Annotated in this window: 23 protein-coding genes; 19 read left to right on the forward strand and 4 right to left on the reverse strand. The window is 62.1% G+C overall.

Annotated elements, in window-relative coordinates:
- Positions 1 to 912 precede the first annotated feature (912 nt).
- The gene (locus CFR80_RS20145) at positions 913 to 1,236 is read left to right on the forward strand and encodes a DNA methyltransferase (protein ID WP_373636474.1); all 324 of its coding nucleotides are present in this window, start codon (positions 913 to 915) and stop codon (positions 1,234 to 1,236) included.
- Positions 1,237 to 1,413: 177 nt separating this feature from the next.
- Here the strand turns inward: CFR80_RS20145 and CFR80_RS18905 are convergent, their stop codons facing one another.
- Complete coding sequence (locus CFR80_RS18905) at positions 1,414 to 1,863, reverse strand: hypothetical protein (RefSeq protein ID WP_146221634.1); 450 nt, start codon at positions 1,861 to 1,863, stop codon at positions 1,414 to 1,416.
- A 400-nt stretch (positions 1,864 to 2,263) separates the two neighbouring features.
- Positions 2,264 to 2,563 carry an Arc family DNA-binding protein gene (locus CFR80_RS10535; protein ID WP_181418198.1) on the reverse strand — a complete coding sequence of 100 codons (300 nt, stop codon included), beginning with the start codon at positions 2,561 to 2,563 and terminating at the stop codon, positions 2,264 to 2,266.
- Positions 2,564 to 2,648: 85 nt separating this feature from the next.
- Between CFR80_RS10535 and CFR80_RS18910 the strand changes: the two genes are divergently transcribed.
- The 6 genes from CFR80_RS18910 to CFR80_RS10560 are packed head-to-tail and all read left to right on the forward strand — an operon-like array spanning position 2,649 to position 5,769.
- A complete protein-coding gene (locus tag CFR80_RS18910; protein ID WP_146221635.1) occupies positions 2,649 to 2,837 on the forward strand; it encodes a hypothetical protein in 189 nt (62 codons plus the stop codon).
- Between the two features lie 11 nt (positions 2,838 to 2,848).
- Positions 2,849 to 3,148, forward strand: coding sequence for a hypothetical protein (locus CFR80_RS10540; RefSeq protein ID WP_110507321.1), 300 nt, complete (start codon positions 2,849 to 2,851; stop codon positions 3,146 to 3,148).
- The gene (locus CFR80_RS10545; RefSeq protein WP_110507322.1) at positions 3,145 to 4,029 is read left to right on the forward strand and encodes an ORF6N domain-containing protein; all 885 of its coding nucleotides are present in this window, start codon (positions 3,145 to 3,147) and stop codon (positions 4,027 to 4,029) included. Before CFR80_RS10540 ends, CFR80_RS10545 begins: the two co-directional genes overlap by 4 nt.
- A gap of 59 nt (positions 4,030 to 4,088) precedes the next feature.
- A complete protein-coding gene (locus tag CFR80_RS10550) occupies positions 4,089 to 4,301 on the forward strand; it encodes a hypothetical protein (protein ID WP_258367770.1) in 213 nt (70 codons plus the stop codon).
- Positions 4,302 to 4,345: 44 nt separating this feature from the next.
- Positions 4,346 to 5,149 (forward strand): hypothetical protein, encoded by an 804-nt coding sequence (locus CFR80_RS10555; RefSeq protein WP_110507323.1) that lies wholly within the window; start codon positions 4,346 to 4,348, stop codon positions 5,147 to 5,149.
- Positions 5,146 to 5,769, forward strand: coding sequence for a hypothetical protein (locus CFR80_RS10560; RefSeq protein ID WP_110507324.1), 624 nt, complete (start codon positions 5,146 to 5,148; stop codon positions 5,767 to 5,769). The genes CFR80_RS10555 and CFR80_RS10560 overlap by 4 nt, the downstream gene beginning before the upstream one ends.
- Positions 5,770 to 6,218: 449 nt before the next feature.
- On the opposite strand, the gene CFR80_RS10565 is transcribed toward CFR80_RS10560, so the two are convergent.
- Complete coding sequence (locus CFR80_RS10565; RefSeq protein WP_010513382.1) at positions 6,219 to 6,446, reverse strand: hypothetical protein; 228 nt, start codon at positions 6,444 to 6,446, stop codon at positions 6,219 to 6,221.
- A 361-nt stretch (positions 6,447 to 6,807) separates the two neighbouring features.
- Here CFR80_RS10565 and CFR80_RS19315 point away from each other — a divergent pair, with 361 nt between their 5' ends.
- From CFR80_RS19315 to CFR80_RS19835, 5 genes are all read left to right on the forward strand, one after another.
- A complete protein-coding gene (locus tag CFR80_RS19315; RefSeq protein WP_010513381.1) occupies positions 6,808 to 6,978 on the forward strand; it encodes a hypothetical protein in 171 nt (56 codons plus the stop codon).
- 224 nt (positions 6,979 to 7,202) lie between these two features.
- Positions 7,203 to 7,736, forward strand: a complete 534-nt coding sequence (locus CFR80_RS10570) for a DUF4142 domain-containing protein (protein WP_048855968.1) — start codon at positions 7,203 to 7,205, stop codon at positions 7,734 to 7,736.
- A 98-nt stretch (positions 7,737 to 7,834) separates the two neighbouring features.
- Positions 7,835 to 8,023, forward strand: a complete 189-nt coding sequence (locus tag CFR80_RS19320) for a hypothetical protein (RefSeq protein WP_010513379.1) — start codon at positions 7,835 to 7,837, stop codon at positions 8,021 to 8,023.
- 445 nt (positions 8,024 to 8,468) lie between these two features.
- Positions 8,469 to 8,600 (forward strand): urease accessory protein UreD, encoded by a 132-nt coding sequence (locus CFR80_RS19830; RefSeq protein ID WP_157132896.1) that lies wholly within the window; start codon positions 8,469 to 8,471, stop codon positions 8,598 to 8,600.
- Entirely contained in the window at positions 8,581 to 9,066 is a 486-nt protein-coding gene (locus CFR80_RS19835; RefSeq protein ID WP_157132895.1) for an urease accessory protein UreD, read from the forward strand. Before CFR80_RS19830 ends, CFR80_RS19835 begins: the two co-directional genes overlap by 20 nt.
- A 120-nt stretch (positions 9,067 to 9,186) precedes the next feature.
- On the opposite strand, the gene mgrA is transcribed toward CFR80_RS19835, so the two are convergent.
- A complete protein-coding gene (mgrA, locus tag CFR80_RS10585; RefSeq protein ID WP_010513377.1) occupies positions 9,187 to 10,212 on the reverse strand; it encodes an L-glyceraldehyde 3-phosphate reductase in 1,026 nt (341 codons plus the stop codon).
- Positions 10,213 to 10,433: 221 nt separating this feature from the next.
- On the opposite strand from mgrA, the gene glgP reads away from it, so the two are divergent.
- From glgP to treY, 7 genes are all read left to right on the forward strand, one after another.
- Positions 10,434 to 12,941 (forward strand): alpha-glucan family phosphorylase, encoded by a 2,508-nt coding sequence (gene glgP, locus CFR80_RS10590; RefSeq protein ID WP_110507326.1) that lies wholly within the window; start codon positions 10,434 to 10,436, stop codon positions 12,939 to 12,941.
- Between the two features lie 229 nt (positions 12,942 to 13,170).
- Positions 13,171 to 14,796, forward strand: coding sequence for a glycogen synthase GlgA (gene glgA, locus CFR80_RS10595; RefSeq protein WP_010513375.1), 1,626 nt, complete (start codon positions 13,171 to 13,173; stop codon positions 14,794 to 14,796).
- A gap of 55 nt (positions 14,797 to 14,851) precedes the next feature.
- Positions 14,852 to 17,071, forward strand: coding sequence for a 1,4-alpha-glucan branching protein GlgB (gene glgB, locus CFR80_RS10600; protein WP_010513374.1), 2,220 nt, complete (start codon positions 14,852 to 14,854; stop codon positions 17,069 to 17,071).
- Positions 17,068 to 19,206 carry a glycogen debranching protein GlgX gene (gene glgX / locus CFR80_RS10605; RefSeq protein ID WP_010513373.1) on the forward strand — a complete coding sequence of 713 codons (2,139 nt, stop codon included), beginning with the start codon at positions 17,068 to 17,070 and terminating at the stop codon, positions 19,204 to 19,206. Before glgB ends, glgX begins: the two co-directional genes overlap by 4 nt.
- On the forward strand, positions 19,203 to 20,981 hold the full coding sequence (gene treZ, locus CFR80_RS10610; protein ID WP_110507327.1) for a malto-oligosyltrehalose trehalohydrolase: 1,779 nt from the start codon (positions 19,203 to 19,205) through the stop codon (positions 20,979 to 20,981). Before glgX ends, treZ begins: the two co-directional genes overlap by 4 nt.
- On the forward strand, positions 20,974 to 23,046 hold the full coding sequence (gene malQ, locus CFR80_RS10615) for a 4-alpha-glucanotransferase (RefSeq protein WP_029329288.1): 2,073 nt from the start codon (positions 20,974 to 20,976) through the stop codon (positions 23,044 to 23,046). Before treZ ends, malQ begins: the two co-directional genes overlap by 8 nt.
- Positions 23,043 to 25,784, forward strand: a complete 2,742-nt coding sequence (gene treY, locus CFR80_RS10620) for a malto-oligosyltrehalose synthase (protein WP_110507328.1) — start codon at positions 23,043 to 23,045, stop codon at positions 25,782 to 25,784. The genes malQ and treY overlap by 4 nt, the downstream gene beginning before the upstream one ends.
- Positions 25,785 to 25,855 lie beyond the last annotated feature (71 nt).

Here is a 25,855-nt window from a genome sequence, read left to right on the forward strand (position 1 = left end):
ACGACCGTCACGGGCTGCCATTCCTCGCCAGCGATAACCGCATCCTGCGCGACGGCCTGCGCCGCCTTTCGGTCGCGCGCGATGAAGACAGTAACGCGCCATGACCACCCACGCACTCGCCGGTCTAGGCCTGTTCCTGACCGGCGCGGCGTTCTCGCAGGTGTTGGCGTTCGGCATCGCTGCATGGCGGGAACATCAGCGCAGGCGACAGATTGACGACACACTTGGGCCGCCTGAGCCTGATCCATCGGACCCAAATAATTAACATCTCCCCCGTCCTAAAGGACGAGGATTTCCGGTTTCCCGGATAGTTCTCGCTTCAACGTCAGCCTTGTGGCTGGCTCCACGACAGGAGTGTTCCCCCTGTTTAAACATCGAAATCATTTCAACATGCTCCGCTTGGTTATCGCGGGACATGCAAAGAATAACACAGAGGGGTCATACTGTGAACAGAAAATCAGATTTCCTCCCCAGCCTGAACGCCGGGGTTTCCAGCGATTATTTACGATGAACAATATTCACGTTGAACACATAGGGCTTGCTACCCTGTATCTCGGTAAATGGCAGGACATTACCGATCTGCCACGTCCCGCTGCGGTCATTTCTGACCCCCCTTATGGGCAGACAGTAAACACAAATGTCCGCAGGGGAGACGTTCGGATACCGAAAACGGGGGGAGGAGCAATCAAAGATCGTGCACGCCTCTATCCAAGCGGTATCTACGGTGACGATAAGCCGTTTGACCCCAAACATCTCATCTCAATGTCTGAAATTGTTTTACTTTGGGGTGCGCACAAGTTCGCTGACCATCTCCCACAAGGATCATGGCTGTGTTGGGACAAAATGCCCACTGGGAAAATACGCAGTCAAGGTGACGGCGAATGTGCTTGGATTAATACGACCGGCAAACCTATGCGTATTTTCCGCCATCTTTGGGATGGATTGTGTATATCAAGAGGCTACGAAACCCAATGTGAACGTAGCGGTCAGGCTGCGGTATCTCGCGTCCACCCAACACAAAAACCAGTAGACTTGATGACGTGGTGCATCGAGCAGGCCCGCGTACCGAAGGGCGGCCTGATACTCGATCCATACATGGGTGGCGGCTCCACGGGGATTTCGGCTGTCCGCTCCGGGCACCCGTTTATTGGAGTAGAATGTGAGCCGCAGTATTTTGAGGCCGCCTGCCGACGAATAAAGCACGCGCAAGACACGCTTGGGCCGCCTGCGCCTTAGCTGGTCCCGTCAGCCCCAGTCCAAATAAAGAAACCCCGACCCATTTAAGGGACGGGGATAAACCTACGCTTTTTCATGTTCCTCAATTTCTGATGGGCATTTTGGCGAGAATGGTTCCGCCAGCTGCCAGAACGATAGGCATGACGACGAAGGCGATAATATCCATGAACATCATCCTCACTTCTTGAGGTTCTGAACGGATTTCCCGGTAATCAAGGCCAGAACCGTCCCTCCAACGGCTGCAGCCCCAATGCTCCCGCCTGCCGCATCATGGCCATTCAGGCATAGAATCACCCCCGATATGAGCGCACCCATCGCGAATATAAAGCCGAGCAGGCGGCCAGTCATATCCATCCAGAAGCGCTGGGTCTGTTCCCGTTGCAGCCTGACTCGCTCATCGGCGGCGTTCTGTTCTGCCATACGCAGGATGCGTTCAGGCATATCCGACTGAACTGCGCCATATGCCGCAAGCTCACTTGCGGTAGGCAGGGGACCGCTGTGCTGTTGGAAAACTGCCGTTGCGCCTGCGACACCCAAAAGGGGATGACCGGCTATCGGTCCGACGTTCGCGGTAACCTTATCAGGCGTCTGGGGTGAGGGATTTTGCAATGGATGGTGTTCGGGCATCCGCGTCTTTCATTGCTCTACGCAAGGACGAACCCACTCGGCTCCATGAGCGCGCACTGATCTCGTTTGCCGTTGGGACAGGGTGATATTCAGCCGGGCTTGCGAAAGTGAGCAGGCCCGCAAACCCGGCAATGGTGCTCGCTATCAAGCGCCGCGCATGATTAGCCATACTGATTTTCTCCCCGATGAGAGCCTTATATGCATCGTGAATGAATGCATAACATGGATGGGAGGCAGATTGCCACATCTCTCATAAATGGCGCAGGCCCATTTTAGATGCCGCCCCGTCTACTCAGACGGTGCGGCTTCCATTGTTACAATTATTCAGCCCTTCTCCACCTCAAGGCCCTTCGCGATCAGGCGGCGGATGGCTTCTGTCTGTCGGAAATCATCTGCCGCTTTAGTCTGGGTCTACATCATTTAAGTGAGTCACTCGAATCTGATGACCCTTTGTGGGGTGGTCAATAACTTTCAGGCCAACGGTGATATTACCTTGCTTGTCGCGGAATGGTTTTTGAGGTGCCGGAGCATCCATTCCACTCAGGGTCAAATCCATTTTTGTCGAAGGATTAACGCTCTCTTCCAGTCGATACACGATTTCGGCATTCATAGAGCGCCCGTTCGCTTTCGCTGATTTCTCAAGCGTAGCCTTCAGTTCGTCCGGCACGCGGACGTGGATCATGGGGTCTCGTTTTGTCATGGACAAAAAAAATATATCCATTGGATATTGACTGCAATACTAACCATTGGTTATACAGATAATATAACCAATGGATACAGGAGCCATGAGCCGAACAGATCCCATGATCCACATTCGATTAGCGCCAGAAGTTAAAGATTTCCTATCTTCCCGCGCAAAGCAGCAGGAGCGCACGATGGGCGCGCACATCACCTTCTTGCTTCGGCAGGAAATGGAAAAAGAAAAGGCACCGGGTCGCCTGGCAGCTATCCCCGATGCCTCTCACGCTGAATAAGGAATACAGCTATGCAGAAACGTAGCACTTCAAAAAACTATAGTCCAGTCATTCAGAACCTGCGCGACAGCGTTCTGACCATAGATACGTATGCCCGGATCGGATGGCGTATCGGAAAATCATATCATGAACAGGGTAAGCAGCAGATTGACCTTAAAGGTCCGGTTGAGGGCGCGGCGACAGCCATAGCTGAAATGGCGAATATTTCTGGGATAAAAACAGAAGACGCTATGGAGATCGCGACAGTAATGGCAGTCAATGCCGTGCGTGCATTTGAGGAAGCGGAAGAAGACAAGGGAGACGCGGCATGACCAAAGAAATAACCATCAACGGCAAGTCAGTCTCTCCGGTCGATCTCAAGGGCCGGCGCGTCGTGTCGTTTGCCATGATCGACGATCTGCACCAACGCCCTGAGGGAACGGCAAGCCGTAACTTCCGTAGCAACAAAAAGCATTTTTCTTTAGGGGAAGATTACGTCGAACTCACTGCCGACGAAATTCGTCGTCAGTCGCTGACAGACGTTTTCCCACCTCGCACGCCCAAGGGAATACTCCTGACCGAAAGCGGCTACCTAATGCTGGTGAAGCCCTTCACGGATGACCTGGCATGGAACGTCCAGCGCGAACTGGTGAACGTCTATTTCCGGGCGAAGGGGGACGCCAAGCGTAAACGCGCCCCTGCAATCGACACTGTATTTGCTCGCTATCACCGCATCGCTTCCCTTCGCCCTAATGCGGACCCCAACCAGTGCTGGATTGCAGCAGGTCGCGCTACTTACGAGAAGTGCGGTGAGAACCCATGCGAAACGCTCGGCATCACGTCGATGGAGGCGCCGGACCAGACCAACCATAAGACCGTTACCGAGATCGGAAAGATGATCGGTATGAGCGGGCAGGCTGTCAACAAGGCGCTGATCGCCATGTCTTACCAGGTGAAGGTAGAGGGCGCATCCAGCACATCAAGCAATTATGAGATGCTTGAACGTGGGAAGCCATATGGCCGGATGTATGACGAGACCCGCAAGCGCGGCAAGGGCGCGCAGCAGGTTCTCAAGTGGTCACCCGACATTGCCGAGCAGATCAAGCGATACATGGATGTGAATAAGGCGGCCGAGCTTGCTTTGGCTGGAAAGTTGGTTGAACAGGATACTCGCGCCCCTTTCGCCAAGAAACCGGAAACCGCAACAGTGTAGCCCTCAAGGAAAACCCGATCAGCGGGCACTATCCAGAGGACGAAGAACTGCTGATCTGGATGGCGAACTGCGAGGCGTGGGAAACGCATCTCAAGGGCCGACCGAACGATGCCAACGCGAAGTGGCGGCGGAATGACCTGATCCGGCACATCCGCTGCCGTCTGGGCATCAAGGCTGTGGTTGAACAGGCCCGGTGCGCGTTCCTGCGTAAGCGTGGGATTGGCGTGGAGCCGATAGAACTTCGGCCCGTGCCACACAGGCAAATTGCATAACCACAAGGCGGTTCTTCGGAGCCGCCTTTTTTATTGGAAACACCATGACAAAACGCTTCCTCGGCTGCCGCCCGGCTGAACACCGGCCCGGCCAGCCGCATCTGTCCGTAATGCGCGGGTTCTGCTCCCGGCAGGCTCCGGCGCGGCTGATCCGTGACCATATCGACCCGCACCCCGCCATGCTCGGCAATGACGCGCTGGGGGATTGCACATCGGCAGGTATCTTCAACCACATGCACGCCACGGCAGCCCTATCCGGCTTTGACGTGGCAGGCATCACCACAGACGCGGCAATCCGGTTCTACAGCCAGTCCACCGGCTACGTGCCAGGCAACCCGAACACGGACAACGGTGGCGTGGAGGTTGATGTGCTGACATCGGCTTCTCGCGACGGATGCGCCCTGACAGACCAGACCCTGTATCCATGCTGGGGCAGCGCCGATCCGGGCGACCTGAACGGTATCCGCAACATCACTGCCGGTCTGTCTGCCGCCTATCTGGGTGTGCAACTGGCCACGGCAGATATGTGGGAGGATCAGGACGGCAACCTGCCGCCAGTATGGGATACGGACAGTCCGGCTGACCATGGCGATCCGACGCCGGGCAGCGCGGGCGGCCACTGCCTGCTGCTGTGGGATTACGCGGGCACGGCTGGCACCGACCTTGTGACGCTCCTGACATGGGGCAGCAAGCAGAAAGCCACATGGCGCTGGGTCCGTTCCCGCATCATGGAAGTGCATGGGCTGGCATGGGGTCAGTTGCACGCGCCCGGTGGTCTGTATCCGGCTGGCGATGACTGGGCTGCGCTGGTTGAGGCCAATGCGGCATATCTGCGGGGTGTATCGTGAACCGGTCTGACCGCGCAGCCTTCCTGTTCGCCTGCATGGTCGGCCTGTCGGGGTGCGCTGTCCACCCGGCCCGCGTAGCAACCACCATCCCACAGGCCATGGCAGGCATTCAGACCAGTCTGGCGCAGGCAGGGGTGGTATCGGTATCGCACGCGGGCGATTGGACCGAGGATCAGGACGCCCTGTTCATTCGCGCCGTCCGGTCGGCACAGTGCAGTCAGGGACGGTCCGATCCAGTGGTGGGAACGATTGCGGGGGACGTGACTCTGCAACTGTCTGGTCAGTTCACGCAGGGCGGACAGTTCAGCGTGGAGGCAATCACGACCGCGCCCACGTTCGGCGTGCAGGCCGATGCAAACCGAGTGCGCGGGCAGCAGGTTAGCCTGCCAGTGTCCTACGCGCCACTATCATCCATGCCGGATGTGGAGATGGGCCGTCAGCTTGGCTATGAGGCGTCCATGTTCGCGCAGAATGATGATGCCCGGCACGCTGAGGCAGCCCGACTGATTGCCGATCGGGAGGAACTGCGAGGGAGGGTGCAGGCGATTATTGATACCTGGACCGCTGATGAATGCGCCGGGCGCGCGCCGGTCGCGCCGTTCGTTGGCGTCCGGCGATGATCTGGCGCTGGCTGCGCCGGCTGTTCTGTTTGCGGAGAGGGTGCAGGAAATAGAAACGGCAGGAACCCGAAGGCCCTGCCGCTCTGTGCCAGATTGCTGCGGGCCGGGCTTGATACCGGCTACGGCGTCGGGCTCACCCGATATTCGTGCCTGCTTCCGCATCCTAAATGTCATGTTTCCCAAGCGCATCGGGTTGACCTCATTAGGGGCACGGCATGTCCATCCACACTGCCGCAGCATCTGGAACCTGAAACTGGTGCGGGGCTTCCACCCACTGCGACCCGAGGGTCTCTAGAAATGCGGTGCTGCGGCATCGTGACCTGCACCAACCGGATGGGTGCCGCAGCTGGGTGATTATAGGGGAAGATGCATGAAAGTACAAGAATGGTTTCCGATCACGTTCGCCATACGTTTGCGCAAAACTGAAACCTGATTGGAAAATTAATGAATTAAAACAATGCGCTAATATTTTCTTCGACGAAATATTTCGCCACGTCAAATACCGCGACTGCAATCACGACATAGCTTATGGCCTGCAATATGGCGTTCCGGCCCGCATGCCATGAATGGCCCAGCGCGGACAGCAGGTTGACCATGCCGAATGTCAGCAGCAGGAGCGCCAGCAGCATGAGCATGACACTTGCGCAGGCAAAGGCGAAGCGTGACAGATGTTGCATTGAGTGGTTCCGTTATTCCTGTGGGCGGGTTGCGCAGGTATCTCTTCGGGCCGGGTGCGTCCGTCGCTGCGCTGACAGTCATATCCTGTCTTTTCACATGCTTCCCGCCCGCAACGGTTTCAAGGGAGGGATGGGGGACGTCCCGGTTTTTATATTATGAACCCGATATCCAATTCATAAACCAATGATGTAATATTATTTTTTTATTTTGATGGATGGTGCCGGAACCGTCCATGTCCTGTTCCGTTGATCTGTTCACAGCGTAGGTATGCAGGATTGCTTCCCGATCACGGCCCCGAATGGGGCCGGGGAAAAACAAGGATCTTATTAAGGCAACCGCGCTGTAAAAAGGTGAACGATCATGGTTTATCGCATCAACCAGCGCGAACGCACCAGTCTGACAGCAATGACCTTTGCCGACCGTGATGGCGGCGCGGCTGCGCACATGCCGGGCAACTGCGTCGATGCCCCCCGGCATATGGCAATGGCCGACTGCCGGTATGATGCGGGCCACGGCCGCGAAAAATCCTGAACAGAACGGGCGGTCCCTTTACGGGGTCCGCTTTTTTTGGGGGAACCGGCAGCCCGCCCGTATGGTCCGATGCAGCCGACGGTGCCCCCCGTTTTCCATACCTGATCTGTCTGGCCCGGATACTTACGAACCTGCCGGGCAGCATGGTCCCTGTGCCGACCTGCCGCGATGGCGGGGCCGTTGCGCGCGATCATGTCCGTTTTCAACCATCTGGAGGAATCCCAATGAAGAAAAGCATGATGGCAATGCTGGGGTTGGCGATATGCATGTCCGCTCCCGCCGTGGCGCAGTCCATACCCGAAAAGACGGGGGTCAATTCCCTTATGGGCATTGCCCCGCGGACCGAGGATTTCATCAAGCTTGCCACAATCAGCGACATGTTTGAAATCCAGTCCAGCGAACTGGCGCTGCAGGGCAACAGCCCGGCCCTGTCGTCATTTGCCACGCGAATGGTCGAGGACCATAAAAAGACATCCGCCGCCCTGCAGGATCTTCTGCGCAGCGGTAATGTGCAGGTACAGCCACCGACCGCGCTTGATGAAAGCCACCAGGACGAACTTGACAAGCTCAAGGGCCTGCATGGGCGGGACTTCGCGCTACAGTACAGAACGGACCAGATTTCGGGGCACGAGGATGCCGTCTCCCTGTTCCGTCGCTATGCTGAACATGGTGAAAACGCATCCCTGAAAACATGGGCGAGCAATACATTGCCCATGCTTGAAAATCACCTGCGGGCGGCAAAGTCCCTTCCGCAATAGATGACGGGATATCGTTTTCGTGGCCATGCTGCCCCGTTGGCTACACCTTTCCGCAATGCATGATGCTGAACCCGGATATCGGGCAAAGGATGGTTCCAATGAAGTATTCATCCGACGGAAATCCGCGCGACGGGCGTGCGCCTGTCAATCCCACCAACGCGCCGCCATTCACGACGCGTGAACAGAAACGGCATGGTTTTATTGTTGGGTGCATGGTCGTCTTCTTTGTCACGCTGATCGCCATGGTATGCTGGTTCTTTCCACAGATCCCGCTACCCAGATTTTGATACACTGACATGAACATGACGTCATGCATGATACGAGTGCCGGCCAGATACAGGGTCGGCATCCGTTCAGTTCCTGCTGCATCTACCTGATCCATCCCGATATCATCGACCCGACCGGACGCCCCGTGCGGCGTGTCCTGTGCAATTTTACGCAACGGACCTGTCATGCAGGGTCTGTAAGGTTACCGTGGTCGGATCTGGATGGAAGTGGAGTTTGTGATTACGCCTCTCCAGCGTGCAGGAGGGCGGTTCGGGCGGGACGTCAGGGCCGAGGGTTCGCGTACGCGCATGGCCCACCTGGAGCAGGCGGGGTGCTGCCGCCTGCTTTTTTTCGCGTATTGCGAGACAGGGGACGGGGGCCGCGATCATCAACATATCCGGTGGCGTTGCCGCAGGCGACCGTATCTAGGGTCATCTTGCCTGTGGCGAGGCGACGAACCTGCTGGTGACATCGCAGGCGGCGGAGCGGATCTATCGCGCCCATCCTGATGACGCGCCTGCTGAAATCGCGGTCTCGTGCCATGTTGCCGCCAATGCGCGGCTGGAATGGCTTCCGCATGGCACGATCTTCCTTTGATGGCAGCCGCTTTCACCGTCACATGGCGGTGGACATGGCAGGCTCCGCCTCCTCCCTTTTCCTGGGAAACCGGATATTCGGCCGCCAGGGCTCGGGTGAGCATCTGTCGCGGCTGGGCGTGCGTGACCGCCTGTCCATCCGGCGCGATAATGAACTGCTGCTCGAAGACATGCTGCGGCTGGACAGCATGGATGTTTCGGCCCTGCTGGCGCAACCCGCCGTCATGGGCGGACAGGGGGCTGTCGCGACGCTGGTGCTGGTCAGCCCGCAGGCCATGGACGTGCTGGCCCGTGCTACGGCTGCGGCTGACTGCCCTCGAATGCGCGGGGTTTGCCGCATTCGCATGGAATGGCATGCTGGTGGCAAGGGGGCTGGGCCGCGGCGGGCGGCCGTTGGAGGTTGCGGTGCCGCATATCCTGCCCGTGCAGGACCGTGGCAAGGTCGTGCTGGCAGGGCAGGCGTGTGATCTCGTGGCGGAGGATGTCCGCTCCCACATCACGATCTGATCCGGCAGGACCGCCAGAAGGGTGCGGATATGGCAGGCGCGCCCATAATCTTCCGCCGTCCTGCCGGTGCGTGGTCTGTTTTACAGCGTGCTGACCGTGCGCCACAGGTCGATTTTCCCGTCCCGCGCGTACCGGTCGATCAGGGCGAGTTCATCCGTGCTGAAGGACTGGTTCGCCAGCGCATCCAGCGAATTGTCCAGTTGCGCGACATTGCGCGCGCCGATCAGGGCGGATGTCACGCGCGGGTCGCGCAGTACCCACGCAATGGCCATCTGCGCCAGGCTCTGCCCACGTTTTGCGGCAATATCGTTCAGTGCGCGGACATGGGACAGGTTGTCCTCGCTCAACATGTCGCGGCTGAAGGAGGAACCGGCCGTCGCACGTGATCCTTCCGGTACGCCATGGAGGTACTTATTGGTCAGCAGCCCCTGCGCCAGTGGCGAAAACGCAATGCACCCCACCCCCAGTTCAGCCAGTGTATCCAGCAGGGAGACCTCGATCCAGCGGTTCAGCAGGGAATAGGACGGCTGGTGGATCAGCAGTGGCACGCCTTCCGCGCGCAGCAGTTCGGCGGCTTCGCGCGTGCGTTCGGGGCTGTAGGACGAAATGCCGACATACAGCGCCTTGCCCTGACGGACCAGCTGCACAAGCGCACCGACCGTTTCCTCCAGCGGGACATCGGGGGTGGGGCGGTGTGAATAGAAAATATCCACATAATCCAGTTCCATCCGCTTCAGGCTCTGCTCGGCGGAGGCAAGGATATGCTTGCGCGATCCACCTTCCCCATACGGGCCGGGCCACATGTCCCATCCCGCCTTGGATGAAATGATCAGTTCATCGCGGTGTGCCGCAAGGTCGTGTTTCAGGATCTTGCCGAAATTTTCCTCGGCCGATCCGTAAGGGGGACCATAATTGTTCGCCAGGTCAAAATGCGTCACTCCCCGGTCAAATGCCCGGCGGATCACCGCGCGCCCGGTTTCGAACACGTCCTCCCCACCAAAATTGTGCCACAGCCCCAGCGATATGGGCGGCAGGCTTATCCCGGAATGGCCGCAGCGGCGGAACTGGGCATGTGCATATCGCTGTGTATCAGGAACCCATGTCACGGTCGGTCCTCCTTCTGTCAGGTGGGGATATAAAAAGGGAACTGATTGATCCCGCATGACCCGGCCCCTGTCCAGAGGGTAGGGACAGGAATCGATCGCGCGTGACCGCAGACCAGCCATGGCAACGGGCCGCGTGCAACCGCCCCGGACCGTGCGCGTTCGCCCCGTAATGGGCAGGGATCCACCACCGGGATGTTCGCCTCCAGCACGAATGCAGCGCCATGAGCGATATGACGGCACCATGCAATACCAGTGGGGAACAGGCGGTGACCGATCTGGCGCTGGACCTGCACTGGACATGGAATCACGCCACCGACCGGCTGTGGCGGCAGCTTGCGCCCGATATATGGGATCATACGCGCAATGCATGGGCCGTGCTGCTCAATACGCCACGCAGCCGCCTGCGCGCCCTGCTGGCCACGCCCGATTTTCGTGACATGCTTGACCAGCTGGTGCGCGCCCATGCCGAAAGCCGGGAAAAACCGGCATGGTTCATGCAGGCCTGCACCATGGCGCCGCCGCCCACCATTGCCTATTTCAGCATGGAATACATGCTGGACGAGGCCCTGCCCATCTATTCCGGTGGGCTGGGGAACGTGGCGGGTGACCAGCTGAAGGCCGCCAGCGACCTTGGCGTGCCGGTCGTGGCGGTGGGGCTGCTGTATGCGCAGGGGTACTTCCGGCAGGGCTTTTCCGAAACGGGACAGCAGGAAGCCCTGTATCCCATCAACGATCCCGCCCAGTTGCCGATTACCCCCGTATGTGATGGCAATGGCGACCGGCTGCGCGTGCCCTTCCGTATTGCCACGGGGCAGATCTGGCTGCGCGCATGGCGTGCGCGGGTGGGCAGGACGGTCCTTTACCTGCTGGACACCAATGACCCCGACAATCCGCCCGCCATCCGCTGCATTACCACCCAGCTTTATGGTGGCGACGACACCCTGCGCCTGCGCCAGGAAATGGTGCTGGGCATAGGGGGGTGGCGCCTGCTGCGCGTGCTGGGCCTGCGGCCGGATGTCTGCCACCTTAATGAAGGCCATGCCGCCTTCGCTGCCCTTGAACGCGCCTGCGGGCTGATGGAGGATCTTGGCATCCCCTTTGTCCATGCCCTGACCATCGCCCGCGCAGGTACGGTCTTCACCACCCATACTGCCGTGCCTGCCGGATTTGACCGCTTTGCCCCCGAACTGGTCCGGCGGCATCTGGACTTTTACGCCTGTCATGACCTGCGTACGGACATTGCCGAAATTCTTGCGCTCGGACAGGGGGAAGGCGCGGCCCCTGATGCGCCCTTCAACATGGCCTGGCTGGCGCTGCGCGTCAGTGGCGCGGTCAATGCCGTCAGCCGCCTGCATGAACAGGTCAGCCGCGCCCTGTTCAACCCGCAGTTTCCCCGCTGGCCGCAGGGCGAGGTACCGGTTTCCCATGTCACCAACGGGGTGCATGTGCCCACGTGGGACAGCGCCGCCGCCGATGCCCTGTGGACCAGCGCCACGGGCAAGGACCGCTGGCTTGGCACGTTGGAGGAAGTGGAGCACGGCGTCCGCGCCATTCCCGACCATGATCTGTGGCACAGCCGCATGCAGGCCCGCGCGGCACTGGTGGGGTTCATGGTGGGCCAGCACAGCGCGCGGGCCTGCTTCATGGGCGGGCGGCATGAATGCGGCATGCCACCGCCAGCATTTGGCCCGGATGTCCTGACCATCGGGTTCGCGCGGCGTTTCGCCACCTACAAGCGTCCGGACCTGCTGCTGCATGACCCCGACAGGCTGGCCCGTATCCTGATCCGCGCGGACCGGCCCGTGCAGCTGGTGATCGCGGGCAAGGCGCATCCGCGCGACATGGCGGGACAGGCGCTGATTGCCCGGTGGATGGAGTTTATCCGCCGCCCCGACGTGCAGGGACATGCGACCTTTCTGGTGGATTATGACATGTCCATTGCGCGACGGCTGGTGGAAGGGGTGGATCTGTGGATCAATACCCCCCTGCGCCCGTGGGAAGCCTGTGGCACCAGCGGCATGAAGGTTCTTGTCAATGGCGGCCTGAACGTGTCCGAACCCGACGGGTGGTGGGCGGAAGCGGGCGCACCGGATGTAGGCTGGGTCATTGGCGACGGCATGGACCATGGCGAGGGCCCGTCGCGCGACGCCCATGATGCGGACAGCCTGTACACCCTGCTGGAACACGAAATCGTCCCCCTGTTTTACCAGCGCGACGGGGAAGGGGTGCCACGGGACTGGGTTGCGATCATGCGTGAAAGCATGGCGCGGCTGACCCCGCGTTTTTCAGCCAACAGGGCGGTGCGGGACTATACGCACGGGTTCTATCTGCCTGCCGCCGCCGCCTATCGCGCGCGGCTGGCTGATGGTGGGGCGAAAGCAGCCGATATCGGGCACTGGCGGCAGGCAATGGCGGCAGGATGGGCGGACATACGCTTTGGCACGTTGCAGGTGACGCGCGTGGCGGATCGCTGGCGTATCCATGTTGACCTTCATCTGGGCTCGATTACGCCCGATATGGTGCGGGTCCAGCTTTATGCTGTTGTCCCCGCCGGCGCCCCCATCGTCGTGCCCATGACACCGGGGGCTGGCGGACGGGACGGGTCTGTGTCCTATGACGCGGAGGTGGACGCCAGTCGGCCTGCAACGGATTACACGCCACGGGTCACGGGTTTTCATCCCGATGTGTCCATTCCGCTGGAAGCGTCCTTCATCGCATGGCAGAAATAGACATGATGGTCACCGGCGTAAAATAATAATTTCGGACCTGTATTTGGTCATGTCGCCACATAATTGCCGTTTTATTATCTTCGGGCATATTTTTGAATATTTCAAAGTAATAACGTAGCGGCCGCATGATCACATAACCGTGTAGGTGAGACCATGCCGGTAATGACCCGTTAACTGTCACAGAACCAGAAAATATGACCGGTTTTTCCCCCTGCAAGGAAACAGGCCGATGGTCCGTGCGGTTACCCCTTTCTTTTCCCCGATCCGGCTGCTGTCCGTCACGGCAGAGATGTTTCCCTTCGTCAAGACAGGGGGGCTTGGTGACGTAACGGGGTCGCTGCCCATGGCGCTTGCGCCCTATGGTGTCATGGTTACGACGCTGCTGCCCGGTTATCCCGCCGTCATGGCGGCGGCGCGCGAACGGCGGGCGGTTGCCCATATGGACAGCCTGCTGGGACATGCCGCCACGCTTTGGTCCGCCACAGTGGACGGGCTGGACCTGCTGATCCTTGACGCGCCCGCCCTGTTTGACCGTCCGGGCAACCCGTATATGTGCCCCGATGGGCAGGACTGGCCCGATAACGGCATCCGTTTCGCGGTCCTGTCGCGCATGGCCGCCGATATCGCGCAGGGCCGGATCGACCAGTACCGACCCGACATCGTGCAGGCGCATGACTGGCAGGCCGGCCTTGTGGCGGCCTACCTGTATCATGACGGCATCGCGCTGGGCACGCCGCGCCCGCCCGTTGTCCAGACCATTCACAACCTTGCCTTCCAGGGGCGCTTCCCCGCGTCCTGCCTGGCGGAATTCGGCCTGCCGCCCGGGGCGTTTTCGGTCGAAGGGTGCGAGTGCTATGGCGCGATCAGCTTTCTCAAGGCCGGGCTGTACCATGCCGACCGGATCACCACCGTTTCCCCCAGCTACGCGCAGGAAATCCAGACACCCGAAGGCGGCATGGGGCTGGACGGCCTGCTGCGCCACCGCAGCGACCGGCTGGAGGGCATCCTGAACGGCATCAGCACCGATACGTGGAATCCGGCCAGTGATCCCGCGGTCCATTTTCCCTACGTCGTGGGGGACATGATCGGGCGCGCGCCCAACAAGCGTGACCTGCAGGCGGAATTCGGCCTGTGGGCGGACCCGAATGCATTCGTGATCGGCATTGTCAGTCGCCTGACCGCGCAGAAGGGCATCGACCTGCTGGCTGATGTCATGCCGCGGCTGCTGGCGGGCAATACCCAGATCATTGTGGTGGGGGAAGGGGATCGGGAAATCGAGCGCGGCCTTGCCGCCCTGCATCGGCAGTATTCCGGGCGGTTTGCCTGCCATATCGGGTATAGCGAGGTGCTGGGCCACCGCGTGCCCGCTGGCGTGGATGCCCTGCTTATCCCCTCGCGGTTTGAACCCTGCGGGCTGACCCAGCTTGGTGCGCTGCATTACGGGGCCGTGCCGATTGCATCACGCGTGGGGGGCCTGGCCGATACCATTGTGGATGCCAATCCTGCTGCCCTGGCGCGTGGTGGGGCGACGGGCTTCCTGTTCACGCCGGTGGATGGGGAGACGCTGGTCGCCGGTGTCGCGCGTGCCCGCACGCTGTACCGGCGCAACCGCCCGGCCTGGCGGCAGCTTCAGCTGAATGGCGCGGGATACGATGTGTCGTGGAATGACAAGGCGGCGCATTACGTCATGCTGTTTGCCGAAGCCCTGGGCATGGATATGTCGTCGCCTGCGGCATCCAACGTGATCTGCCTGCCCGGCGGGGCGGATATGGGCGTGCGCCTGCGCGAAGGCCGCAGGCGCACGATCGCCCGCAGGCCACCGCGCCTGTCCCGCCCGCTGGCTGCGCCGTACTGATGGCGCGCGCCACCCAACCGCGTCACGACATGGACATGATGATAAAGGCCCCGGCATGAGGATCAGGCACGATGCAGCCCATTATTCCCTTCCAGAAGGCGTTGATGACCTGGTGCATGGACGCAGTAGTGACCCGTTTTCCATCCTTGGCCGACATAATATGGGCAAGGTCGATGTTGTTCGCGTCCTGTACCATGACGCGGCGCGCGTAAGACTGGTGGTGGAGCGCCCGCGTTCGGGTGCTACGGAACGGCCCATGCGGCGCATGGGCGATACCGGGCTGCATATCGGCACGATCCCCGCCGGTGCGCGTTATCACCTGAAGATCGTATGGGCCGACGCGGTGGAGGAAACGGCTGACCCTTACGCCTTCGGCCTGCTGTTGGATGAAGCGGACCTGCGGCTGTTTTCCGAAGGGCGGCACCCGCATCTCGACCGTGTCATGGGTGCGCAGCCCATGGTGGTGGACGGGACGCCGGGCGTGCGCTTTGCCGTATGGGCGCCCAATGCGCGGCGGGTATCGGTCATTGGTGACTTCAATTTCTGGGATGGCAGGCGCCATCTCATGCGCCTGCGCCATGGGGCGGGGGTATGGGAACTGTTCATTCCCGGACTTGGCTCCGGGGAGCGGTACAAATTCGAGATCATGACGCGTGAGGGGCATATCCTGCCGCAGAAGGCCGATCCCTTCGCCCGTTTCGCCGAACGCCCCCCGGCAACCGCGTCCGTCATCGCATCGGCAGCGGCATTTGCATGGCAGGACCATGAATGGATGGAAAAGCGCGCGGCACGGCAGGGGGAAGATGCGCCGGTGTCCATATATGAACTGCATGTCCCCTCATGGCGCAGGCCGCAGGGCGACCCCGACCGTATCGTGACATGGCGGGAACTGGCGGCGGAACTGATCCCGTACGTGCTGGCGACGGGGTTTACGCATGTGGAACTCATGCCTGTTACGGAATACCCCTTTGGCGGGTCATGGGGGTACCAGCCGCTGGGCCTGTTCGCGCCATCCGCGCGACACGGGACACCGGCGGATTTCGCGGCTTTTGTCGATGAATGCCACCGTGCGGGCATTGGCGTGATACTGGACTGGGTGCCGGCCCATTTTCCCAATGATGCCCACGGTCTGGTCAGTTTTGACGGCTGTGCGCTGTATGAACACCAGGACCCGCGTGAAGGCGTGCACCGGGACTGGAACACCCATATCTATAACCTTGGCCGGCACGAAGTGCGTGGCTTCCTGATCGCCAGTGCGCTGATGTGGCTGGAACGCTTCCATATCGACGGCCTGCGGGTCGATGCGGTGGCGTCCATGCTGTACCGGGACTACAGCCGCAGGGACGGGGAATGGATACCCAACATACATGGCGGCCGTGAAAACCTGGAGGCCGTGGCCTTCCTGCGGCAGCTGAACCAGACGGTGCGCGACACCATTCCCGACGCCATTACGGTGGCGGAGGAATCAACCGCCTGGCCCGGCGTCACGCGGCCGGTGGAACAGGGGGGGCTGGGCTTTTCCTATAAATGGAACATGGGCTGGATGCATGACAGCCTGCGGTTTTTTGCCCGTGATCCGCTATGGCGGAGCTATCACCTGTCTGAAATCCTGTTTGGGCTGCACTATGCCTTCAGCGAACGGTTCATCCTGTGCCTGTCGCATGACGAGGTCACGCACGGCAAGGGATCACTGCTGGCGCGCATGCCCGGTGACAACTGGCAGCGTCACGCCAGCATGCGGCTGTTCCTTGCCTTCATGTGGGCGCATCCGGGCAAGAAGCTTATTTTCATGGGCATTGAATTCGCGCAGGAAAGCGAGTGGTCGCATGACGGTCAGCCGGAATGGCATATCCTGTCCGACCCGTTCAAGTCCGGCATGCGACAGCTGGTGACCGACCTGAACCACACGTACCGCGCGTTGCCCGCGCTTCATGCGCGCGACTGCGACCCGGCGGGTTTTGCATGGGTCATTGGCGATGATACGGTCAATACGGTCATTGCGTGGCTGCGCTTCGCCCCCGGCCATGTGCCGGTCCTTGTCGTGCTCAACATGACACCGGTTGTCCGCCACGACTACCGCGTTGGGGTGCCGGTCGGCGGGCAGTGGCGCGAGTGTCTCAATTCCGACGCCACCGATTACGGTGGCAGCGGGGTGGGGAACGGGGGATACGTCATGGCGACGGATCATGCAGCCCATGGGCACCCGTGTTCGTGCGCGCTGACGCTGCCGCCACTGGCCGCGCTGTACCTGCATCCGGCAGGGGTGGTGGCATGATGCGTTTTCCGTCATCGCTCCTGCCCGGAACACCCACGCGGCTTGGGGCCCACTGGGATGGCATGGGCGTCAATTTCGCGGTGTTTTCCGCCAATGCGCAGCAGATCGACCTGTGCCTGTTCGACCCGCGCGACCGGCGCGAGATCGCACGTTTCCACCTGCCTGAATACACGGATGAAGTCTGGCACGGCTACCTGCCGGATGCGGAACCGGGGCTGCTGTACGGCTTTCGCGCCTTCGGGCCGTATGACCCGGTCAATGGCCATCGTTTCAATCCGCACAAGCTGCTGATCGATCCCTATGCCCGCCGGCTGACCGGCCCGATTTCATGGTCGGACATGCAGTTTGGCTACCGCCTGCATTCGCCGCGTGCCGACCTGTCGTTCGACCGGCGCGACAGCGCGCCCTACATGCCGCGCTGCGTGGTGGTGAATGACGCGTACGAATGGGAGGACGATGTCCTGCCGCGCGTGCCGTGGGACCGCACCGTCATCATGGAAGCCCATGTGAAGGGGCTGACCATGCGCCGTGAAATGGAGCGCAACCCCCAGCCCGGCACGTTCCAGGCGCTGGGGGCGCCTGAAATGATCGCCCACCTGCACCGGCTGGGCGTCACCACGCTGGAACTGCTGCCCATTCAGTGCTTTGCCCCTGAACGCTATCTGCTTGAACGCGGGCTGACCAATTACTGGGGGTACAACACGCTGGCGTTTTTCGTGCCGTATGCAGGCTATCTGGCCAACGGTTCACCGCACGAACTGCGTGCGGCCATCCGACGGTTGCACAAGGCGGGGATCGAGGTGGTGATGGACGTGGTCTACAACCATACCTGCGAAGGCAGCGAACTTGGCCCCACCCTGTGTTACCGGGGGCTGGACAACGCCATCTATTACCGTCTTGTGCCGGGGAACGAGCGGCACCTGATCAACGATACCGGGTGTGGCAATACGCTCAACCTGTCGCACCCGCGCGTGTTGCAGATGGTGCTGGACTCCCTGCGGTACTGGGCGAGTGAATTCCATGTTGATGGATTCCGCTTCGACCTGGCCCCCGTTCTGGGGCGCGAGCCGTATGGCTTCGACCCGGGATCGGGTTTTTTCGATGCGATCATACAGGATCCCGTCCTGTCCGAACGCAAGCTGATTGCCGAACCATGGGACCCGGGGCCCGGCGGCTACCAGTTTGGCAATTTCCCGCCCGGCTTTGCCGAATGGAACGACCGTTTCCGTGATACCACGCGCCGGTTCTGGCGTGGGGACGCAATGCAGCAGGGCGAAATGGCGGCCCGTATTGCCGGCTCGGGCGACCTGCTGGACAAGCGCGGGCGCAGGCCGTGGAGTTCGGTCAACATCCTGACCACGCATGACGGGTTCACGCTGGAGGATGTGGTCAGCTACGCCGGGCGGCATAATGACGCCAACAAGGAAAACGGGCAGGACGGACACGCCGAAAACTACAGCGCCAACTGGGGCGTGGAAGGGCCCAGCGATGATCCCGCCATCGTAAACCTGCGTGGCCGGGTGCAGCGCGCGATGATGGCCACCCTCATGCTGTCGCACGGCACGCCGATGCTTCTGGCGGGCGATGAATTCGGCCAGACCCAGAACGGCAACAACAACGCCTACTGTCAGGACAATCCCATAAGCTGGCTGGACTGGGATCGCGCCGCATCGCCCGAGGGGCAGGTCATGATCGGGTTCGTGGCGCGGCTTTCGGCGCTGCGCCGGGCGCATCCTTCGCTGCGGGCCGCGCGTTACATGCATGGACGGCACCACCCGCTGCCCGGATTGGCCGATATTGGCTGGTTCCGCCGTGACGGCTCGCCCATGGGGCAGGAACAGTGGGGCGAGGAAGCCTTTCACCTGCTGGGTGTTCGGCGCGCCAGCACGGATACGCATGACGGGATGGACGTAACCTACATGCTGCTCAACCCCGGTGGCGATGACATCAGGGCCATGCTGCCAGGGCCGGAGGGTCGATGGACGATGCTGCTGGACACCACCAGTCCCGAAAAGCCTGAAACGGTGCTGGACGAAGGCACGAAGGATGTTGTCGTGCCCGCGCATGGTCTGCTGCTGCTGTCGCTTGCCCCCGATGCCGAACCTGATGCATCGCTTGGTGGTGACGCACCATGAACCGGTATTTCCAGCATCCGCGCCATGCCGGGGCGACGGTGGTGGATGGTGGGCACACGCGCTTCCGCCTGTGGGCGCCGTCATGCGATACCGTCATGCTTGAGGTGGAAGAACACGCACCTGCTCCCATGGCGCGGCGCAAGGGGGGATGGTACGAATGTGTCTTTCCCTGCGGTCCCGGCGCGCGGTACCGCTACCGCGTCGCCCCTGACCTTGCGGTGCCCGACCCGGCGTCGTGTTACCAGCCCGATGACGTGCATGGGGCAAGCATGGTGATCGATTCAGGGGCATATGACTGGCAGTATCCCCGCTGGGCCGGGCGGCCGTGGCATGATGTCGTGATATACGAACTCCATGTCGGGGCGATGGGTGGGTACGCAGGGGTTGCGCGCGACCTGCCGCGCATTGCGGCCCTTGGGGTTACCGCCATCGAACTCATGCCCCTGTCGGAGATACCGGGCGGGCGGAACTGGGGATATGATGGCGTGCTGCCGTATGCCCCCGAATCCTCTTATGGTCATCCTGATGATCTCAAGGCGCTGGTCGATGCGGCGCACGGGCTTGGGCTTATGGTGTTCCTGGATGTGGTGTACAACCATTTCGGGCCGGACGGGAATTACCTGGCCGCCTATGCCGCCCCGTTCTTTCGTGCCGACCAGCCCACGCCTTGGGGGGCGGCCATTGATTTCCGGCAGGCGGCGGTACGGATATTTTTTGAAGATAATGCGCTGTACTGGCTGATGGAGTTCCGTTTTGACGGGCTGCGGCTGGATGCGGTGCAGGCCATTACCGAACGTGACTGGCTGCGTGAACTGCCCGCGCGCGTCCGGGCGCGGACCGAACCGGGACGGCACGTACACCTGATCGTGGAAAACGAGAACAATGACGCGGGCCTGCTGCGCGCGGGGTATCGTGCCCAGTGGAACGATGACGCCCATAACGCCCTGCATGTCCTGCTGACGGGGGAGGATGAAGGGTATTACGGCAATTTTTCCCACGCGCCCGCGACCGCCCTTGCACGCGTGCTGGCGGAAGGGTTTGCCTTTCAGGGCGAGACATCGCCCGTTACACACCTGCCACGCGGCAGCGCCAGCGCGGACCTGCCGCCCGACCGGTTCATTATCTTCCTGCAGAACCATGACCAGATCGGCAACCGGGCGATGGGTGAACGGCTGGGTGTGCTGGCCCCGCAACAGGCGTTGCGTGCGGCCTACGGGCTTGTGCTGCTGTGCCCGCAGATCCCCCTGCTGTTCATGGGGGAGGACTGGGGATCACGTCGTCCCTTCCTGTTCTTCACCAGCCATACGCCCGAACTGGGCCGCATCGTGCGGGACGGGCGGCGTCGGGAATTCGCCGGGTTTTCGCACTTCGCCTCCCCCGAAACACGCGACACCATCCCCAATCCCAACGCGCCGGAAACCTTTACGGCGTCCCGTCCGTGCGAGGCGGAACGCACCGCACCCGACCATGTGGCGTGGACCGCCTTCATCCATGACCTTCTGGTCATCCGCCATCGCTGGATCATGCCCCGCCTGTCCGGTGCACACGCCATGGGCGCGCAGGTGATCGGGCCGAAGGCGGTGGTGGCACGGTGGCGCATGGGCGATGGGGCGGTTCTGGGTATTGCGCTCAACCTGGATGAGGCCCCCGTGCCCATGGCCGATGCGCCGGAAGGACGGTGCCTGTACGCGCTGCCGCAGGCTGCCGACATGACTGCAGGCAGCCTGCCACCCCATTGCGTCATGGTCCGCCTGACCGAGGTGCATGATGAATAACCGCGACCTTGTCGATCGTGCCCGCCATGCCGGGCTGAGCATGCGCTGGCGCGATGCGGCGGGGCAGATCCACCGTGTCTCCAACGAAAGCGTGCGCCGCCTGCTGGCCGTGCTGGAGGGGCATGGCGCCCCCGTTGCCGCCGGGCTGCCGCCCATGATCGTGACAGTAATGGGACAGCTGACCCCGCTGAGCCTACCTGACGGCACGCAGGCTACCGATTTCCGGCTGGAGACGGAAACGGGGGAGGTGGTGGAAGGCCCGTTGCGCCGCATACGTGGCCGGCCGGCCCTGCCGCCGTTCCGGTCGTGCGGGTATCACCACCTGTCGATCGGGCCGCATGCCACCACCCTTGCGGTGGCGCCGCCCGCCTGTCCCACCATTGACGCACGGATGGATGGGGCAGGGGGCATGCGGCCATGGGGCGTGGGGGCACAGGTCTATGGCCTGCGTACGCCCGGTGACGGGGGGATCGGCCATCTGGGTGCGGTGGCGACCCTGTCGCGTCTTGCCGCGGCGCGGGGGGCGGACGCGCTGGCCATAAGCCCGGTCCATGCCATGTTTGCCGCGCGGCCGGACCAGTACAGTCCCTATTCACCGTCCTCGCGGCTGTTCCTCAATGTCCTGCTGGCCGATCCGCTGGCGGTGTTCGATACGGCAACCGTGCAGGCGGCGGCCCTGCGCAATGGTCGGGCCTATGTCGATACGGTCAGGATGCTGGAAGATGCGCCCCTGATCGACTGGGCGCAGGCGGCGGCCCGGCGTTATGAACTGCTGCGGCGACTGTATGAAGAACGGATCGTGCCGCACCCTCCTGCCGAACTGGCGGAATTCCGCAAGATGCGTGGCGTGGCGCTGGAACAGCACGCGGTGTTCGAAACCCTGCATGCCTATTTTTCCACCCGTGGCGGGCGTGGTGGCGACTGGCGGCAGTGGCCGGTTGCGATGCGTCGCCCCGACAGCCCGGAAGTCGCGCGGTTCGCCTATGAATTCGCCAGTGACGTGAATTTTCATGTGTTCGTGCAGTGGCTGGCCGCCAGAAGCATGGAACAGGCATGTGGCGCGGCGCGTGCCGTGGGCATGCGGATCGGGCTGGTGGCCGACATGGCGGTGGGCGTTGACCCGACGGGCAGCGAATGCTGGTCGCGGCAGCAGGAATTCCTTGTCGGTGCGTCCATCGGCGCGCCGCCCGATGCCCTCAGTCCCGTGGGGCAGGACTGGGGGCTGACCACCTTTTCCCCTGCGGGCCTGCGGGCGGGCGGCTACCGTGCCTTTATCGAAACGGTGCGCGCGGGGCTGGCGCATGCCGGGGGAATACGCATCGACCATGTCATGGCGCTGGAGCGATTATGGGTCATACCGCAGGGCGGGACATCGGCCGAGGGGGCGTACCTGTCCTTTCCCGTGCGTGACCTCATGCGGCTTGTGGCGCTGGAAGCCGCGCGCGCCAACGCCATCGTGATTGGCGAGGATCTGGGCACGGTCACGTCCGCCTTCCGGACAATGGCGCACAAACACGGGATCATGGGCATGAACGTGCTGTTTTTCGAACGCACGCCACAGGGCGCGTTCAGGCCACCGGTAACGTGGTCGGCCAACGCCACCGCCATGACCACGACGCATGACCTGCCCACCGTGGCGGGATGGTGGCAGGGAACCGACATCGACTGGCGCGTGAAACTGGGGCAGATGGCGCCGGGGGTGGATGGTGTCACCCTGAAGGACGAGCGTGAAAACGACCGCACCGCACTTTGGGCGGCCATGACGACCCCATCGGCCGGTCCTGCCGCCCGTAGGAAACCAGGTGCTGAAAAACCGCCCGCTACCGCCGCGGGGGCGGCGCGGGTGGTGGATGAAGCCATTGGCTTCGTCGCCCGTGCGGTATGCCCGCTGGCGGTCATTCCACTGGAGGACCTGCTGGGTCTGGATGAACAGCCCAACCTGCCTGGTACCACCAGCGGCCACCCCAACTGGTGCAGGCGGTATCCGGGCATGACCGCTACCGTGCTGTCCGGTGTGGATGCGCGCCGGCGTTTGGGGCGCCTGCGGGCGGGCAGGTCGTCATGAACAGCCGCCATGGCGCGCCATCGGTGCGGGCGACGTATCGTCTGCAGTTCCGTGGCGGGATGACGCTGGACGGTGCGACAGCGCTTGTGCCACAGCTTGCGCGACTGGGTGTAAGCCATCTCTATGCCTCGCCGCTGCTGGCCGCGTGTCCCGGTTCCACGCATGGCTATGACACAATCCGTTATGACCGGATCGATCCCGTGCTGGGGGATGAAGCGGCGCTAGCGCGCCTGGCCGCGCGGCTGCATGCCCATGGCATGGGGCTGATCATGGATATCGTGCCCAACCACATGGCGGCGGACGGGCATAATCCGTGGTGGAGGGATGTGCTGACATGGGGACAGGCATCGGTCCACGCCAACTGGTTTGACATTGACTGGGATGTGCCGGACCCCGATCTGCATGGGCGTGTCATGCTGCCCGTTCTTGATCGCCCGTTTGATGACGTGCTGGCGGCGGGGCTGCTGGTGCTGCGTCATGATGGGGAAAGCGGGCTGTTTTTCATCCATCACCATGACCAGCGCTTTCCGCTGTGCCCCATGGGGTATGCCGGTCTGCTGGCCGCGGTGGATGCACCGGGACACCTGCTGGCGGCCTTTACCACCGTGGCAATGCGCGCACGCCCGGGGCAGGAAGCGGATGCGGCGGTGGATATGCTGCGGCAATGGGCAGCGACCGGCGCGGGCAGGGTGGCCATGGCCCGGATCGCGATGATCCATGACGGCACCAACCTGTCGGGTCGGGCGCGGCTGACGGATGTGCTGGCGGAGCAGGCATGGCATCTGGCGTGGTGGCGCGAGGGGGTGTTGCGCCTGAACTGGCGGCGGTTTTTTGATATTACCGGCCTTGTCAGCCTGTGTGTCGAACGTGAAGAGGTGTTCGACGCGGTGCATGCCTATGTCCTGTCCCTGTACCGACGTGGACTGGTTGACGGGTTGCGCGTGGACCATATCGATGGATTGAGCGCGCCCGCAGTCTATTGCCAGCGCCTGCGCGCCCGGCTGGATGCCCTGACGCCCGACCGCCCGGAGGACGCGTTGCCGGGCGGGGCGGTGTATGTCGAAAAGATCCTGGCCGAAGGGGAAACGCTTCCCGCCGCATGGCCGGTTGACGGCACCACGGGCTATGACTTCATGGATCAGGTATCGGCCGCGTTGCACGATTCTGACGGGGCTGGCGTGCTGGACCGGCTATGGGCCGGGTGCGGGCCGGACGCCGGTATGCCGGCCCCGATTGCCCGGGCGGCGCGCGCCTATCTGCTGGATCAGGTCTTTTGCGCGGAATTCGGCCATCTGGCAGTCCTGCTGCGCCAGTGCCTGCCTGATGAAGGCGGGTCATGGGCGGCGCAGGACATACGGCCCGCGCTGGAAAACCTGCTGCTGTGGTTCGGTCCGTACCGCGCCTATTTCGGGGATGAGGCGATTCAGGACCATGGGGGGGACGCCATGGCGCTGGACAGGGCGAAACTGGCGGCCCGCCGGATTGCCACGGGCGAACAGGCCATGGTGGTGGGGGACATCGCGCGCCTGCTGTCCGCCTGTCCCGAATGGGCGCCGCCCCCTTTGGTGCGTCGGGCGCAGCAGGCATTTGAACACCTGACCGCGCCACTGGCCGCCAAATCGCTGGAGGATACGACCTTCTACCGTTATGGCCGCCTGCTGTCGCGTAACGAAGTGGGGTCGGACCCGGCCGTAATGGGTCTGCCGGTTTCGACCTTCCATGCCAGTTGCGTGTTGCGGCAGGCACATTTTCCCCATGCGTTGCTGGCGACCGCAACCCATGACCACAAGCGGGGGGAGGATGCCCGTGCCCGCCTTGCGGTCCTGAGCACGATGCCCGCCGAATGGGAACGGCAGGTGCATGACTGGTTTGCCCACAATCACGCGGCGGGTCGCGGCGGGCCGGACCGTATTGACGAGCTGATGCTGTACCAGACGCTGGTGGGGGCGTGGCCGCTGGAGCCGTTTGCAAATGATGCGGAGCGGCTGCATTTCCGCAGGCGCATCCAGCAGTGGCAGACCAAGGCCCTGCGTGAAGCCAAGCGCCATACCGGGTGGATCAGCCCCGATACGGCATATGAGGACGCCTGCGCCGGGTTTGTGGACCGCCTGCTTGATCCCGTTGTCTCAGCCCCTTTCCTGCGGCAGATGGCCGGATTTGTAGACCGTATCGCCCCGGCGGGCGCGGTGAACGGCCTTGCGCAGACCCTGCTGCGGCTGACCACGCCGGGGGTGCCGGACCTGTATCAGGGCTGTGAATTGTGGGATTTTAGCCTTGTTGATCCCGATAACCGGGTACCGGTCAATTTCGATTACCGCGCGATGCTGCTGGAACAGTCCACCAGTTTTGCCGCTGCCGCCGCGACATGGCGCACGGGGCGGGTCAAGCAGGACATGATCCGGCGCATCCTTGCATTCCGGCAGAATTATCCGGACCTGTTTGCGGATGGAACCTATGAACCCGTGGACATCGGGGGGGATGACCGGTCCCACGGCATTGCCTTCATGCGGCGGCATGGGGGGATCAGCCTGCTGGTTGTGGCCCCGCGTCTGGCATCGGGACTGGCGATCCATGCCGGGACGCTGGCCATGGGGAGGGATGTGGATCTTTCGCTTGTCCTGCCAGACATGACCGGGAAATGGCACAGCCTGCTGGGTGATGTGCCCCGGTGGGTGACGCATCCCTTCACACGCGGGCAGGTGCCCCTGACCTGCCTTGTCCACCATGACGGGGCATAGTGACAGGGAAACCGCCCGTACTGGTTTTCGTTCCGGCTGGTTCGTTCATTGCGGATCACATCGTGCGGAGA

This window comes from Komagataeibacter oboediens (assembly GCF_003207815.1).
In the GTDB taxonomy this organism is placed as follows: Bacteria; Pseudomonadota; Alphaproteobacteria; order Acetobacterales; family Acetobacteraceae; genus Komagataeibacter; species Komagataeibacter oboediens.